Raw genomic sequence first — 16,951 nt, forward strand, 5'->3', positions numbered from 1 at the left:
GGTGGTTATTCTGATATGAATATGCTGGGGTCAGATATAAAAAATAATCTTGATTATGGCTTGGCCAAATTCAAAAATTTGTATTTGTGTAGAAAGATAATGAAGGAGCCAAGGGTTGATTTAGATAAGCCTATTTCTTCACGTAAGTTAAGTAAAGTAGGCGGCTATAATCCAAGAACTCAGGGTGTTTACGGTTTGGGAAGAACATTGACTAGTCTTGGAATTAACTTTGCTGGGTTAGAGATTGCATCTAATCTTATTAATTTTGCTCAGATAAAATCAACAGTACTAGGTATTTTGGTAGACTGGGGAGTTTCTTTTGAGACAGTAGGCTCTGAGGGTATGGGTATTGTTACTGGGCTTGTTGGTGTTGTTATTGGAATAACGGCTTTAAATGTGATTCATTCTCAAGTTATGAAGGGATTAACTCATATAGGTAAAGGCACAAAGAATACGGATACGGCTCCGTTGAAAGCAAATTATAAGGCAATGGCAGCTTTTTTTGATGGTAAACAACAAGACGTAGATGCTGTTAAGGCAGTTGGAACATCACCAGAAATGGAAGCAGAAGCAAAAAAATATGTAGACAACAGAGAGTTTGTTAGACAACTTGAGGTGTTAGAAAATATACCACTAGTTGAAAGAGCTATTGCTATTGAAGATAGATTAGTGAAGGGTTTTGATATGTATAATTTTGATAAGGAAGATATCATTGACCTATTTAAAGCCAGGATAACTTTAGGAGAGTATAAAAATGCAATTAATGTATTAGCAAGAGGCTTCGAGTTTTTCTCTAAGGACAAAATTAGTAGAAATGCTTTCCATGATATGGTCAGAGAGCTTGTTAAAGAGTATCAGAAGCAAGGTGATAGGCCTACTGTAATACTAGTAACTGAACAACTTTTGTTCAGTAATGGTATAAAAGAAAACGAAGCAATTTCTTTATACAACGAGTATATGAAATTAGCAAAAAATGATTCTGCAAAAAAAGACTATTATTTAGGTAGGGCAAAAGAAGTTTTCGAAAAAGCATATAAGCTAATGCCTGCAAGTGAAGGGTTACAAAGAATAGCTGAAAAAAATAATCTATAATATAAGTGAGATTAGTTAATAGTTTTTACGATATATTAATAAAGAGAATAAGGTTGGTATAGATGAGTAATACAAATTATATAAATAATTTAACTTATAGAGCTGGGAACCCATCCTCTTCTTATGTAGGACGAGCAGTTAATATTGATCCCAAGAATGCAGCTAATCCTTTAGCTAGTCTTGGTTTTAGTGACTTTACTGTGATTAATCCATCAAGTAGTAGCTGTGATTTAGCAGGAGGAGATGACTTAGATATATACCTGCTTAAGGATCCTATGCCAGCTACTGTTTATCGACAAACCGTTGCTATTGATGATGAGAAGGCTAACGGGAAGTTTAGCGCCAATGATTCTTTTAAGTCTATTGACGGTGCTTTGGATCCAAACTTGATAGGTGTTATTAATTCAAGATATCAAGCTACAGCAATCTCATCTTTGATAGATAAGTATGAAAAACAACAGGATTTCGAGGTTAAGGCAACTTTATTCAAAGCTATTAAGGGTTTGATTATTGGTTATTTTAAACTAATGTTTGATGATAAAAGTGGTATTAATCTCGGTGGAGCTGCTAGTCGTAAATATGTAAGTGCTGAAGGTGAGTTAGTTTCAGGCATGTCAATGAACCGATCTTCAGATGCTGCGGCAGATTTGTTGTTTATAAAAGGACTTATATGGTTGCGTACAAATATGAATGATTCAAATCCTCTTTCATTAAGGGAGGTTAACTATATTTCAAAGATTATTCCTGAAGATATAAGAGATAAGTTTAAAGCAGCTAATGGATATGCCTTAAAGTTGGATGTGGTTTTGAGTCAGTTAATTAATAGAATAAAGATACTTGAGGTTTATGACTACAATAGTAATTTAGATGAAAGATTCTGTAGGGATGGTAATTATGCAAGATTTATTTCTATTTCAGAAGATCATAACGTAAAAGATAGGAATGGATTTTTATCTATAGATTTTTCTGTTTTTAGGAGCGATGCATTATTGGTATTGGCAGAATATGATAGTCAGGATAGGGATTATTGGTTAGGAATAAGGAAAAACATGTTTGAGTTGGCTAGACAGGTTCAAGTTGAATGTATTGGTTTTATCCCTGATCAGTGTCAGATTAAGTTCGTAGATAGAAAGTTGGTTGTTGAGGAAGAGCTCGATATTAGGAATAAATTATATGAGCAAGGGAAATATGCAGCACAATTTATTTTTGAATTATATTGTGTTGGGAAGAGCAATGAAGAAAGTTTTTTAAGTAAAGAAGAAGTGGCTAAGTATGGTATTGCTAATCAGGCACAATCTCTTTTAAAAGAAATTTTGTCTTCTCCTGCGACTATTGCTATGCTTGATAAGTCGTCTTCTGCTGATCCTGAAGCAAAAGCAATCTTATCTGTTTTGAAAGATAAACAAGAAGGCAAGGCAAACAGAATGCTTACTATGCAAGGCGTTATGGGTGGGGTTGAGAAAAAAACAGAATACCCAAGCCTATTGTTGCATTTAGTTAATGAACGTATCAATGGAAGACAAAAAATAAATGTTACTGCATTATCTGAGCCATTAAATATATCTTATATTAAGTTAGAGCCAGCGGTTATTGGTGAAGGACTTTCTCAACAAAAAATGATTTTTGTTCAGGTAATGAAAGATGCAGCCGTAGATAAAAAGGTTATAAATGATGAATGGCATGCAATATATTATGCTGCCAGTAAACTTTTAGACTATATGCTTGCTGATGAAAACTATAGAGATAAGGCAAAAGGAGCAATGATAGCTTTAGGTCATGGCCATAAGAATTTTGATGAATTTTTGTCAGATGGGTTTTTTAGTGATGTAGACTTAAGTTTTTTTACAGATGAGGGAAATAAAGGGACTGATTTGTTAGTGTATCAGGATAATAAAGCTGGGTTTTATAGACCTAGTAAGGATTTTATTTATGGTAAAGGAGAAGTGGGTTTTTCTTATAATAAATACTATGATGAGTTGTTTAACAAAGTTAATAGTGGGCTCTCGTTGCCTAGCATGTCAAATTATGTGAATAGGTATGTTACACAGTTAACTTTATCTAATATGTTATCTGTGGATCCCAAAAAAGCTCAGAGTCAACTTAAACTAGGCGATATTAGTGTAGCCGAGGCGAGAAATGCCTTGAGCGTTTATTTTCAGGTAAATATTGTAACAAGAGCAAAAATTAGGCAAGATCAGCAACTTGTTGAAAATTGTATTGAATTTTTGAATATGGCTTCTTATTTTCAGATGGAGAATAATATTCATGAAGGAGCCAATATGATTACTATGGCTCTTGGTTATATGGAAGAAGCTTTATCTATTGTAGGAAGGTATGATGATGCTCCAGTTATTTTAAAACGATTGATTAGTAATCCAGATATTTTTGGTAAGGAGAAGCTGAACAATCCATTGCTTAGGTTGGCTCTTATTAAAGCTACAAGACTTTTAGGATACGCTTCTTATTATACAGATAGACCTCAGATCTTTTCTAATCTAATGGACTGTAAAAAAATGCTGGATGATTATAAAAATATAGATGGTAATAGAGGTCCAGTTGGTGTTAGAAATGCTCAGTCAATAATTTATGGAAAATTGACTAAAGAGGACGTTGGTAAACAGGTTTATTTCCTTTGGATAAGGGAGTTGTTGGAGTTCTTGGCAACAGTTGACCCTCCACATTTAGCGCTTTCATATTGTAATGTTGCATTAGGTTTAGACCAAGACACGGATGTTAATAATGAGTACAAAGAAATCGCTTTATTTAATTTGTATCAACATTTAAAGGATGATTCAGTAAATGTAGTTGATTTTAAAGACCAGGTTGATGCACTCAGACATGGAAAAATAACTGAAGCTATTACTAAATATCTTAATAAGAATAGAATGCCAGAAGAATATAAGGATGAGATAAGATTGCTCAGAGGCAGTATCTTAGACAGGGCAGTCCAGTATGACAGGGCTAAATTAGAGGCAATGACTTCAGATAATGTTACAACTGTTTGGTTGAAGAGTTATTTGGATCAGAATCAAAAAGCAATAACTGAAACTGAATTAGCAATTTCTTCTAGAATCAAGGAGCTTGATACTGGAAACAAGTATGCTAAGAAGATGGATAATTCAAGATTCTTCTTTAGGGCATATAGTCAGCTGATGAGTTTATATGCTAAGCGAGCGGGTATCCTTAATGATATTAGTCAGCTAAATAAAGATGATAATATGCATGTTGAATTAGTAGAACAAAAGAATAAATGTATGGAGGATTCAATTAAGATAGGATTATCCTTTTTAAACGCAATGAGTCACTTTTTCTTACCAGGCAATAGGTATTCGCCAAAGTTACAAATACCACCTCAATATCTGAAGTTTAGTGATGACCAGGATAGTGTTATGGATAAATATCTTTTTAATATTAAAAACATAGATAATAACAGTCTTACTTATGATGATATGGTTGATTTTGCAGAGAAAATGCGAGTTAGTGTAGCTGGCAATTTGCTTGATTTTTCTAAGATGGATATTCTTGGGAAAAGTCACGGATATTCCGATTTGGCTGTTAATTTAATTACAGGTGTAGACAATAATCAATCCTTTCAAGGATATGATAATGCTTTAAGGATATTTAAAATTAGTGTTCCGGTATTAATGAATACATATATACAGCAAGCTAAATCTATTGCAGCAAAAAATAATGATGGTTCTGAGAATAGTTTAAATAAAGCGAGATTACTGACGTATATAGTTAATAATCAAAAGCCAGAGATGATGTCATCATCGGTAGAGGGAGAATATTCAGTTAAGTTCGGGGGGAATGACGTATTTACTGTAGCTCTTTCTCAATTAGAGTATGATTTCTTTATTAAACTTTCAAATAATAAAATGGCAAGTAGAGGAATAGTTAAGTCTAAGGAGGATTTTGTTCTTCAAGATATGGAGAATGATGTTCTTTTTAATGTTGTTAGAGCAAAAACTACGATAGAAGCCTATAATCAACTTTCTGCAATGGGCATACAGGACGTTAACCTGGAAGAGAGAGCTGCAGAAATGTATGACTATTTAATTAATAATTTTACAGATGATCAAGAGGTTATTAAGCTTTGTGCTGGATTCCGTTCATTTGCACCTAATCGATACATGAATAACAATAGGTCTATTACTTTGATAGAGTCTGTGATTGATGGATATCGGGAGTTAAAACAGGGCAAAGGATCATTTGAAAACTATTTCTGGTCATTACTTTCATACGGTGAGCTGAAAAGTGATCAGATAATTGGTCAGTTGTCTTCTTTGAATACAGATGTTCAGCTTGTTTCAAATGATGGGACAACGCAATTGGTGTTTGATGAGTTAGTTAAATATCAAGAGTTGCTAGAGCTTCTGGCTATGTATACAGATCCTAGGTTTATGAAGCTGTTACTGATGAAGAGTGTGACTAAGGAGGGCATTCCTATTGTTGATTCGTTAGATCATAAGAAGTTGCTTTATTCTTTTGCTGTAAAATTTTTGAATCTTATTACTAGTACGTTGAAATCATATGAGCAGTATATATCAAAACCTACGATAACATTAAAAAATAGACAGATAATAGAGGCTAGTTTGCAATCTTATCAGGATATAGCAGATAAATTGTCTGGTGTTATGAGTGGTACAGCTGTTAATCCTTTGGAAACAGATCATTGGTTAGTTAGATTATTTGTTGCAAATAAAGAAATTTTTACTAATGCAGAAGTTATCGGGGAGTTAGGCCCTATGACAGAGATGGATAAACAGCAAGCAGTAAATAGATATGTTAATTATAAACAAGATATTATGTTTAATGGTATAAATCCAATCGGAAACGGCATATCTTCAGTTATGCAGTTAAGTGATAGATTTTCTTTGACCGTAGCAGCTAATAATGGTGAAATTTTATATTTCCCTGCAGATAATGATGTGAATAGATATATAAACTCTATAGATTTAGCAGATAGTATGTTATTGAAAGCAAGGACATTAGCTTCTGTTTCGAAAGCTGAACAAGAAGTTTTGCATGAAATGTTGGATAGAGACATAAAATCTTTTGAGTATTTAGTGGATTTGTCTGAAAAGAAGGATCTTCCTGTGCCATTAATTAACAGATTTGGTGATGTGCAAGAAATAGGAGTATTTGCCTCAGGTAGTTATTATGTGGGGACAGAACCAGATTTAGCTGCTTGTTATAAGGCTATAGATGCTATGTTAGTTATTGGAGAAAAAGAGAAGGCAATCAATTTGTTAAATAAGGTTATAGCTTATGAAAAAGGTAATACAGTTAATATATATATAGATTCTCTGGATTTATCAGTATTGAAAGATATTTTAAGCCTATTAGATTCTACTGCAGATAATGTTTCTATTAGAAGTTATTTAAACAATAAGATTACTTCAATTAATAAAACCGTTTCTTCTTTTACAGAATTTTTGCCAGAGTGGGTAGAGGTTTTATTCGAAGATAATGGCAAATTTACATTAGGGGAAAAAGCGGATTATATGGGCTATAGGGCTTATGGGTTATTGGCTTCAAATCCTGACTTGGCAACAATCCATCCTGCTAACCTAAAAATAGATAAACGTAATAAAGGTGAGTTAACAAAAATTTATGGCTTTAGTAATGATAGTCAAGTAACTTCTTTTGATTCTCAGCTTCCTTATACATTAACAGGAACTCCCCCTGATAAGATTTTGCAAGACAGATTCTTGCAAGCACCAGCAAATAATTTAAGAGAGGGACTAGTAACAGCATTATATGATCAAAGCAAATTAGATGATCAAAGCAAGGGGATACAAGATGCGAATGTTCCAGCAATAAATAATAGAGATGGATTTGTGTTGCCTAAAGTAGAAACAGTACAACAAACAGAAACAGAAAAGAGATTGAAATTATTCTTGTCAGAGAATTCTTATTCTCTAATGGCACAGTGCTTAGCAGATATAAAGAGTATATATGCTAAACAACAAGGGAGTGGTCTTAACCAGTTAGAGTTACAAAAAATTTCTCGTAGAATTGATAATTTAAAAGAAGTTATGGAAGAATTAGATAGGAATATTAGAATATTTTCCTTAGATCTTGGTTCACAACAAGATGATTTAGTGCAATATCTTTACAAACTAAAAGAAAAGTTCGTTATCAATTTACATAATATTAATTTGAAGATAATAAATAGTTCTGATAAAACGGAAGCAATAACTCAATATGTAATAAGAGATGCTTATTTGAGTTTATTAACAATCGATATAAATTCTGGCGAAACGACAATGGAGAAGTTGATTCGTGCTGTTAATGGTGATGACAGTGCCGTTGCAGAGCTTAAAGGTATTTACGATAAATTCAATATAGATGATTTCAGAAACAATAGTTTTGTGGATAAAATGTTGATGATGTCAGTTTATGCTGATTATCGTGCATTATCTTCTGCAAAATGTGCAGATGAAGTGTCTTTAAGACAGATGTTTATGCAGTATTCTAGAGCGATTATTATGTCCAATCGTATGTATCAAACGAGGATTACTTCTGATGTGAATAATAATAGTAAGAATGAGTTATGTTCTGGATTAACAAAACTTTATGTTGGTTTGCAAAATGATATGGGTAATCTTATTAATGATTCTTTTCCTATAAAATTAAAATTTATGGAGGATATTAAAACGAGGATAATTGAAGTAAAAACTAATAGCTTATTAGCAGAAAAGAAGGCAGATCCAGTGGTTGACCTTAAGATACAACAAAAATATTATACAGAATCAGCTGAAAGTAAAGAGATGAGAAAGATACTAGATAATGCTGTTGCTGGAACTTATTATCCAGAAGCATTTATTAGATCTTTACTGTTTTTTATAGAAGGAGCAAATGTTCACGGTTCATCAGGTGCTAGAGGTCAATTAGATGATTATTTTCAGCAGTTTAAGGATGCAAAGTTAAACAAGGTTGATTTCTATGAGATTACAGTGCCATTGTATAAAAAAGTAGACTCATTGTATGTCATAGATAAAGAGCTTAAAGTTAAAATTCCAGGGTATATTTTAATCGATTTCATGAAAAGTAGTGGGCAAGGCTATCGCTAGTTATAGCGGGGTTTGCTAATAATTTATTATATTAATATCTTTCAATGGAATACTTGTTTTAGATTAATGTATTTAGGGCATATATATATTAATTAAACTAAATGTAAATTAGTTGCAATAATTTTGTCTTGGTTGCGATATCTTAATATAAGATAATTATAGGATTGTAATCATAAGGAGTAAGCAGTGGGTGTAGGTAATGTTGGTCCCGAAAAATATGTAATGCCGCAGTGGATGTCTGATCTCGCGGATACTTCTAAAGTAAAACAAAAGCCTGCCACAGACACAGCTAAAGCAGTTGCTCCGTCTGTTCAATCTGGACCATTTTATGTGCCACAAATATCTCCGAACTTAACAAAACTTGAAAAAGTATATGAATATATTAAAGCCTTTAAAGAAAATGGTACTGTTGATATCTATGGTTTGGAGAAATTAGAAAAGTTTAATAAAGTATTATGTTCGTTAATTTTAGAATTGCAGAAAAATGATAGCCTTAGTTTGGATCATCCTGATATTAAAAAGTTGAACGAGATTTTTAAATACATAAAGGAAACATATATCCCTGCGGCTTACGAAAATAACAAAGATGTGCTTGTGAATAAACCTATAAGTAGTGTTTGTATGCATTTATATATGGGCGGCGGAAGTCCTTATGATTATAGAAGTAATGACTATGGGATACCTTCTTATGGAGTTACTTTGGTTGGGAATGCTATTAAGTTTTTAGCTGATGCTAGCAATCTCTTAGCAGACTTGAATTATCGGGAAGCGATGAACGGTAGTTCTAAATCGTCTGAATTTTTGAAGAAAGCAGAGGCTTATATTCAGCAATCTAAGGATTTAATTAGTTTTAATAAAACTACACACTTTCCTAACAAAACTGACGCTAATTATAGAAAATGTTTTGAATCTGTTGCTGGAACAGAAATACGCAGATGGAATGGTTCAAGGATAGTTAATGAAACATATGTGCCTACAACTAAGTTTGATTTTAGTTTTGTTTCTAAGAATGAAAACGATGTGCAAGAGTTCTTGGATTGTGTCGTTTTAGCGCCAGTATTGGGACCTGGATACTATGAGGATGGATATCAATACGTAGTGTTAGGTAGGGACCTTTTATCTGAAAGGATTTCATTAGCAAATGCTCGTAATTACTTTAATGATATTGCTATTGCAGATGATAAGAAGATGTATGAATCAATAGAGTCGATTGAATTTAAAGATGTAAGTCAATATGAGATTTTGAAAGATGTAAAAAGGTGGATAGAGTCAGATAAACTTAAAACAGTATATAGCTTTTTGAAAAGCAATAATTTAGATGAAAATAAAGCAATTGATGCCTTTGTTAGTATAGCAAAGCAACTAAATGTTGACTTAATTCCAGCTCTTAATTTTGAAGAGAAGAGATTGCTCTTATTGGAAGCTGTTACACAGAAAATAAAAGGTTTCATTAAGAAGGTGAATCCTAGAATGGTAGATGCTCTTAACTTCATAAAGGTTAATGCTGATTTGGCATTATTTATGTTGAAGTTTGTGGAAAAAAATGAAGGAGATAATGCAAAAATTTATTTAATGTCATTTCCTGGGTTTAGTCTTACAGACAATGAGACTGTAAACATTGAGTATTCTGAAGTCACTGTTGATGAGGTCATTGGGGCTCTTGAGTATTCATTAGCTAGACCTGATTTTGTTTTTGGGTACGTTGAGTATTTGTTGTTGGATAAGGATAATAATTATTCAATTATAGATAGCGTTGTTGATGAAGCATTATTAAAGATTGACTTCTCTAAATCTACTTATGACAAAAAAATGAAATTTTTATTACAAATAAGTAAGTTTAGAGCAATAGCAGGAACAATGGGATTTAATGAAGATGATTTAAAAGAGATACTTTCTTTACAAAAATCATTAGGTTCAGCTGGATTGAAACCAGAAGATAAAGTTGCATTACAATCTGAAATTCTATTAATGTTAGTGAATTATCATTTAAAAAACAAGGACTTATCTAAAGCAGGGAAGTTGCTTGGATTGGAAGGGCCAAAAACTAATTTGCCGGATGGTATCGAGGCTTATATATCCTATAAACTTGCTGTAGTTACATATTATTTTGAATTATGTGCTGAAAATAAGATGCAAAAACAAGAAGTTATTAGTGCTTTAGAAAACGGCAAATATTTACAAGATACACCTACAGTTAAAGATGATAAGGCGGTTAAGTTTTATTTACAATTTGCTAAATTAAAACTATCTTATTTAAAAGATGAGCTAACAAATAAAGTTTTGGATGGCACAGAAGCTAATGTAGGCGAATATAAGAATCTTTCTGATTTAGCTTATGATGATGAAAGTCACTATAATTTGAATCTCTTCCTAGCAAATTACTATTTAGAACAAGTTATAGATTTTGAAGATAAACCAAACTTAGATGCAGTGGAACGTAGCTTAAAAGCAGTGCCTGAATCTTTTAAAGATAAAATAGATTATAAGTTAACTGATATCCGATATTCGTTAAAGAGAAAAGGTAAGACAGAATCAGAAAACAAAATAGGTGCGATTACATACGACCAATTAGCAACAGAGCAACACAAGATTTCGTATAACTTAGCTCAAATGGAGTTAGCTAATCTACAAGAAGTTGATTTTAAGTCTGGGTTAGTATATAGCTTGCTTGGTTCGAAAGATGGCAAAGAAAAAGGTCTTGCGCTGGCTACTAAAGATAAAATTACAGTTAAGGCACTACAAGCAGTTAACCTGCTTAACAGACAAAAAACTAAGGATGATGAGTTCAATATACAATTTAATGAATTTTTAAATGAAGCAGAGAAATTATTGTCTGGTATTGATGATAAAATTGATAAAGTTAAAATTCAAAGCAATATAGAACTTCTAAAAGGTATAGCTTATTTCCAGCAAAGAACATATGGCGAAGCAGCAAAATATTTTGCAAAGGCTATTAGTGGGTTACAGTCTTTAATAGATTTTCAAAAGACTGCAGAGGGAAATAAAACAGAAGCAGAATATATTAATACACTCAAAGTATTTTTAGCTACTCATGTTAGAGCAAATAGAGTTCTAGGTAGTGAATTACGACTTTCTGAAATTGACCTTAATAAGTATTTGCCAGAAAGTTTTATAGCTAATAATAATAATCTTCAAGAAGCAAAAGATGATTTGCAGTTGGACTTACTTTTTGCTACAAGAAAATATGATGAAATATCAGGTTATACGCTTTTTGCGAATGCAAGTGAAAAAATAAAACAAAAGTTGCAGATTCTACAAGTTTTTTCTCTTCTTTACAAGGAGAGAGGCAAACCATTTATTATAGAAGCAGGAGCGGAGATTGCAAAACTTGAAAAAGAAACAATGCAAGGTATAGACAACAGGATACTTTTTCTTTCGTTAAGACAAGAAATTCAATATTTTGTTAACTCAGTTAAGACATCAGAAGAAGCAAAAGATTTAATGATAAGATTAAACCAAGAAATAGAAGAGTTTAAAGCAAATGAAGATGATTTGCGTCCACACCATATTGCTCAGATTGTGGAGATTTATAGGAATTATTTAATTAAAACTGGTCAGGGCATTAAGCAGTTTGATTCTTTGATAGGAAATCCTGCTAAATTAAGCGGCAACCCTTCCTTTATTGAAGTATTAGCAAGTAAAGCTGATTCTTCAGAATTTACATTTAAGGACCAATATGTTGATTTAGAAACGTTTAAGACAGGTTTTGGAGCAGAGGCTAATAAATATTTAAGAGAAAACAAGCTCACATCTGCCGATAGTGTAATGTTTGTTGTTTCTGATGAAGATGATATCCACATAGTTTTTCAAAAAATTAATGTTTTGAGGCAGGCACAAATGTTAGATAAGGCACAACTGCTAGTGGAACAAGCCATAGGAACAAAAAGATTTAAAAACAATCCAGAACTTTTTAGAACACAAATAAATGTTTTAATAGATAAATTACAATTAAAAGAGTTAAAAGACGCAACGAGAGCAGCTGATGTTAAAAAAATAGAAGATCTTATTGCTAAATATGCAAAGAACGGTACTTCTTATGAAGATAAAGTAGAGACTTTGTTTTTACAAATGGCACTTGCTAATGCGACAAGAAGCCCAATGTATGATAAAGACGGTCAGATTAAAGCAGAATTCGCGAGGCCTAATAATCAGCAAGAATTTGAAAAAGGAAGAAAAAAGAATTCTTATGAGTTTAGTTATCAGATGATGCTTGCGTATAATCAGTTGTCATCAAAAAATGCTTATTCAACATCCGACTATAACAAGATAAGAGCTAAGTTAGAAGAAGTATATAGTAAAGGTTTGTCCTTGGTGGAACAAGTAGAGTTTGCAGAGGCACGTAATGGAGTTCTTATCAGGATCTTAGAGCACACTAAAGGGGATTATGAAAAAGCTGGGTTAACACAAAAAGAAGTTACCCCAATGTCTTGGGACCAAGCAGCTTCATTTTTGGCAGCGACAGACAAATCTTCTGCTTTAAAAGTGGCAGGACAGTTGTCTGACACATCTGACGATTCATATATGAGAATAAAAGCTACCTTGAAAGGGTATAAATCTAGTGGTGGTGATGATGAGGAAAAAGCTGATTTTACTAAAGATCTTCTGTTTATAGAGGATGGATTTGGTAATACAGGATTAACACCAACATATCCAGGCGTTTCTGATGAAATTAATGGTATTAAGCCTAATTCTAGGGGAAGAAGAGACTTATCATACGAAGATGATGATTTTTTTGGTGCTAGACTAAAAGTAACTTCTGCAAATAATCATATTACAGGTTCTCCTTATGCAGAAGACGGGAAGATATCACTTAACCAGATTCATGAGCTTCGCTCTGAAAGATTAAAAAATAGTAAAACAGGATATTATGAATATAGCGGGGACTATACAATTGATGGTGAACCAGTTGAAAATGAGACCTCAGGTGGGAATACAACTGTTGGTGGAGGTACTGGTACTTGGCATGAAACAGATAGTGACGTTTGGTTAACTGACCATACAGGAGAAAGAACAAAAACTTTTGGGGCTGATCCTACTAATAATGCTTTACTAAGAAAAGATGAGATAGGCTTGGATTTGTTTGATGATAGTTTGTCTTTGTCCTTTACTCAGGAGAAAGCAGCTTCTGATCAGACATTAGGTGATTTTAGTGAGCCTGACTATTTTATGGATAAACAAGATTTTGGAGTTAAATATAGAAAGAATATTGATTATACAGGAACAGGGTTTGAACTAGGATATGACGTAATTAACGACAATGGAACCTTAAGTAGGATTGGTGGAGATAATATTTATAGCCCTAGTGGTGCTAGTGGTGGAGTAATGGATGAAAATTTCTTAACCATGACTAATGCTGAATACGACAAATGGCTTAAGGAAACACATAGTTTAGTGCTTACTGACCAAAGTCCAGTAACACAAAAATTATCAACATATATTTCACAACAGTTTGGTGAAGATTACGAGATTAATTTCTATGGACAGTATGATGATACAAAACAACATTACGCTAAATTATCAGCAGTTGTAAAAAATAAAATGTTAGCTGATAAATTTATGGTATATGTTTTTGATAGTGAATCTGAGTTTATTAATAGATTCAACGAAAAAGAAACCGTACAACAGCAGGGTATAGGAGCAGAATGGTATAAGAAGATAGATAAGTTTACTTTGTTTTGTAAAGCACAAGTTACTCAGTCATTTAAACAAGATGGGTCTGAAGATAAAGCTATTTCCACAAGTGCTGGTACAGCTGTAAAGGTTGGAGCTGAGTATCAGCTTGATGAGCAGACTGTGATAGGTGGTACTGCTGGTGTGTTTGCTCCAGATACTGATTATAAAGGTGCATCAAAAATTGTTAGTTACTCTGCTTATTTACAAAGAAGAGATAATATTCAGGAAGTTATAGAATCATTAATTTATGAAAAGAAGATAGCCCCAATAGAAGGTATCAAAATACCTACAGAAGCATTGGAGAATGAAAAAGCATTGTTTGCATATACCGATAGTTTAGCAAATCAAGGGAAATACGAGGAAGCTTTTAATATAAGAAAGAGTTATTTAGAACAGAAACTTACTAAATATGAAAATTCTTGGGTGGATGGTGTATCTAAAGCGGATGTTGCAGAACTTCGAGGTTATTTAGATAAGGTTAAAGAATATGTGAATAACATCTATTCTAAAGACAGTGCGGCTAGGATTCAGTATGAAGCAATAAGTAGCATACAACCAATGTATCAAAGCTTCTTTAGTAAAGTTAATTTAGATATTGCTTTAACTTATGTAGCAACACAGATAAATCAACTTATTACTGACAAACAAGTTGAGATAACAGATATTACTAAATTATTTGCAGGAGCTAACCTTGATTTTAATAGTATTAAATTAGCTGGTTTTGAAATAGACGCTAAGCTAGGGTTTGTAATTGCTGATTTGATAAGCGATCCAAGAACACTCCTTAATTTAGGCATAGAGGCTAAACAAGATTTTCAGCTGATGGATAATTTAAGATTAAAGGTAGCTGTAGAACTTTCTATTTGGGATCCTCATCTCAATTTTGGGCTTGCACTAGAAAGTTGGAAAAATAATCTACAAATTAACGTTGGGGTCCAAACTGGATTTAATTTGTATAATAAAACAAATAGTAAAGTTAAGTTCGGTGGGATCCAAACAGATTTTTCACAAGCAATGTTAGCCAATCCTAATATTGCAGTAACTTTAGGTGGAGCAGAAGGTAGTGCCTTACACGGTGGTAGTTATAGTGTTCTTTATTTCGGTCTGTTGAAAGGAATCTGGTTAAGAAGGGAAAGCAATCCTGGAGAACAATTCGAGAGAGATAATGAGATAGGTTCTTTTTATAAAGGTAATTTCCAAATGTTAGTAACAGATGCCAGTTCTCATCATGCTGCGTTCTTAAGACAAATAGGCGAGCAAATGTCAACGTTGCAGGGTATGTCAGTTATTTATAATTCCGAGAAGCAGAAAGATATTTTTGCTGAAAAGAGCGAGACAGCATTGTTATTAGCTCATTATATTTTAGGAATCGAAGAGATTAACGGGAAATTAAGTAAAAGTTATTTAAGTTACGGTGGCTATACAAAAATAAAAGATAATACTATTTGTTTAGATGTTGAAGAACTTAGAAGATTCGCTGAAAAGCACAATATTAATTTGGATATTACAGGTACAGAGGTTGTTCTTGATGATAAACAACAAGAAGCACTTGCTGCTTTTGTTCAAGAAAAATTATTAAGTAAAATTAAGGATGAAGATAGTTTAGATATAGTAGGACGAGAAGAGATTGTTAGTATAATTCGTGGTGTAACATTTAAGAAACTTGGGTTCCAATCTGACGAAGAAGAAACAGTGTCAATATTGGTTGAAGATATTGCTTCGAAAATTAATGATTTAAATAAACTTGGGGTACAGATAAAAATAAAAGAATCTGTTTTAGCTGATTTAGTTGAAGATAAGTATAGATTAAAAGGTTTGCAACGTGTTTTAACTTTAGTGCTTGAAAAGGGTGATGAAATAAAAGATATTGTTCTTGAAATCAATGATTCTGGTATGCCAATACTAGGCTTCTTTGCTGATAATCAGGTTGATGATTTTACTGCAAAAGTTTCTCTTCGAAAGTTAAGAGATATTGGTGATGGAGAAAGTGAAGATAAATATTATTTGGTTAAGAAGTTAGTTGGTATTAAAGAAAAGGATATAGAGATTTTTGCAAAACTAGCTTTTAATCAAAAATTAGATGAATTTTTGAAAAAGTATCCTAATAAATATTCCTATAATAAAAGAAGTGGAGAGCTTGCAGTTACTGGTAAAGTTACTAAAGATGAATATGATGAATTGAAAAATATATGGACAGAAGAAAAGGATAGAACTGCTTTAGCTAATCTTGAGAAGAGTTCTCAAACAAGTCATAAGGATACAAGTAATAGAACAGCTGAACTAATATTTGATATGTTAAAGGATAAAAAAATATTGGTGGAAGACAAGATTACTGGTCAATACTATTTTAAAGAAAATGGAGACATCAATTGGGATGAGATAAGTCTTGTATACAAAGGGATAGATTATAATGGGATTAAAGAAAGTATTAAAAAATTGTGTAATAACGAAGCAACTAAAAATGAAGTAGAAAATGCTTGGGCAGATGATAGTGTGGTTCAGGAGTTTGCCAGTGAGTTAAATGAAATAGGCACCTTGAATACTAATGTAGCAAAACTAATTTCAAGTTTAGCTAAGATAAGAATAGATTGTAATTTTACGTATGATGAAGAAAAAGACCAATATGAGTTTCAAATGATCAGCAGAGATAATACTGCTCAGCAACGGACATTTGTGTGTAAAAATGGTCTTTTATATGTTAAAAAGGGAGATGTTGTAGAGACAGAACCTTTTAAAATTGATGAAAATGATTCTTTCCATAGAGCGTTGTCATTGATATTCATGGGTGGGGGCAAAGTATCTGGTGCATTTTTTATGATCATGCAGAGAGAAATTGCAAAGAATAAAAACGCTGAAAATGCTAAGGTATCTCAATCAATTGATAGCACAAATGAAGCTTTGCTTGTAAAATCAAGAGAGGCTTTAGAACTTAAAGAAAGAAATCTTCAGTTAACGACTGAACTAGCAGCTGCGACAAGTGCATTGACCGAAGCTTATTCTAAATTTGCAGACTTAGAAAGTAAAATAATAATAGATGCAGAAGAATTAATAATAGTAAAAGAAAATATTGCTGTTCAAAAGAAAAC

3 protein-coding genes are annotated in these 16,951 nt (G+C 32.6%); all 3 read left to right on the top strand.

Features of this window, described 5'->3' with window-relative positions:
- The coding region (locus PHF25_05355; protein MDD4527449.1) for a hypothetical protein at window positions 1-1,092 on the top strand (1,092 nt) is incomplete at its 5' end.
- 62 nt (window positions 1,093-1,154) lie between these two features.
- On the top strand, window positions 1,155-8,171 hold the full coding sequence (locus tag PHF25_05360; protein ID MDD4527450.1) for a hypothetical protein: 7,017 nt from the start codon (window positions 1,155-1,157) through the stop codon (window positions 8,169-8,171).
- A 186-nt stretch (window positions 8,172-8,357) separates the two neighbouring features.
- Window positions 8,358-16,951: hypothetical protein (locus PHF25_05365; GenBank protein MDD4527451.1), on the top strand; the 8,594-nt coding region annotated here is incomplete at its 3' end.

It is taken from the genome of Candidatus Margulisiibacteriota bacterium, assembly GCA_028706105.1.
Lineage (GTDB): Bacteria > Margulisbacteria > Riflemargulisbacteria > GWF2-35-9 > DYQY01 > DYQY01.

Coding starts and splice junctions, on each gene's coding strand:
- PHF25_05360 (MDD4527450.1), top strand. CDS start 1,155: ATGAGTAATACAAATTATATAAATAATTTAACTTATAGAGCTGGGAAC.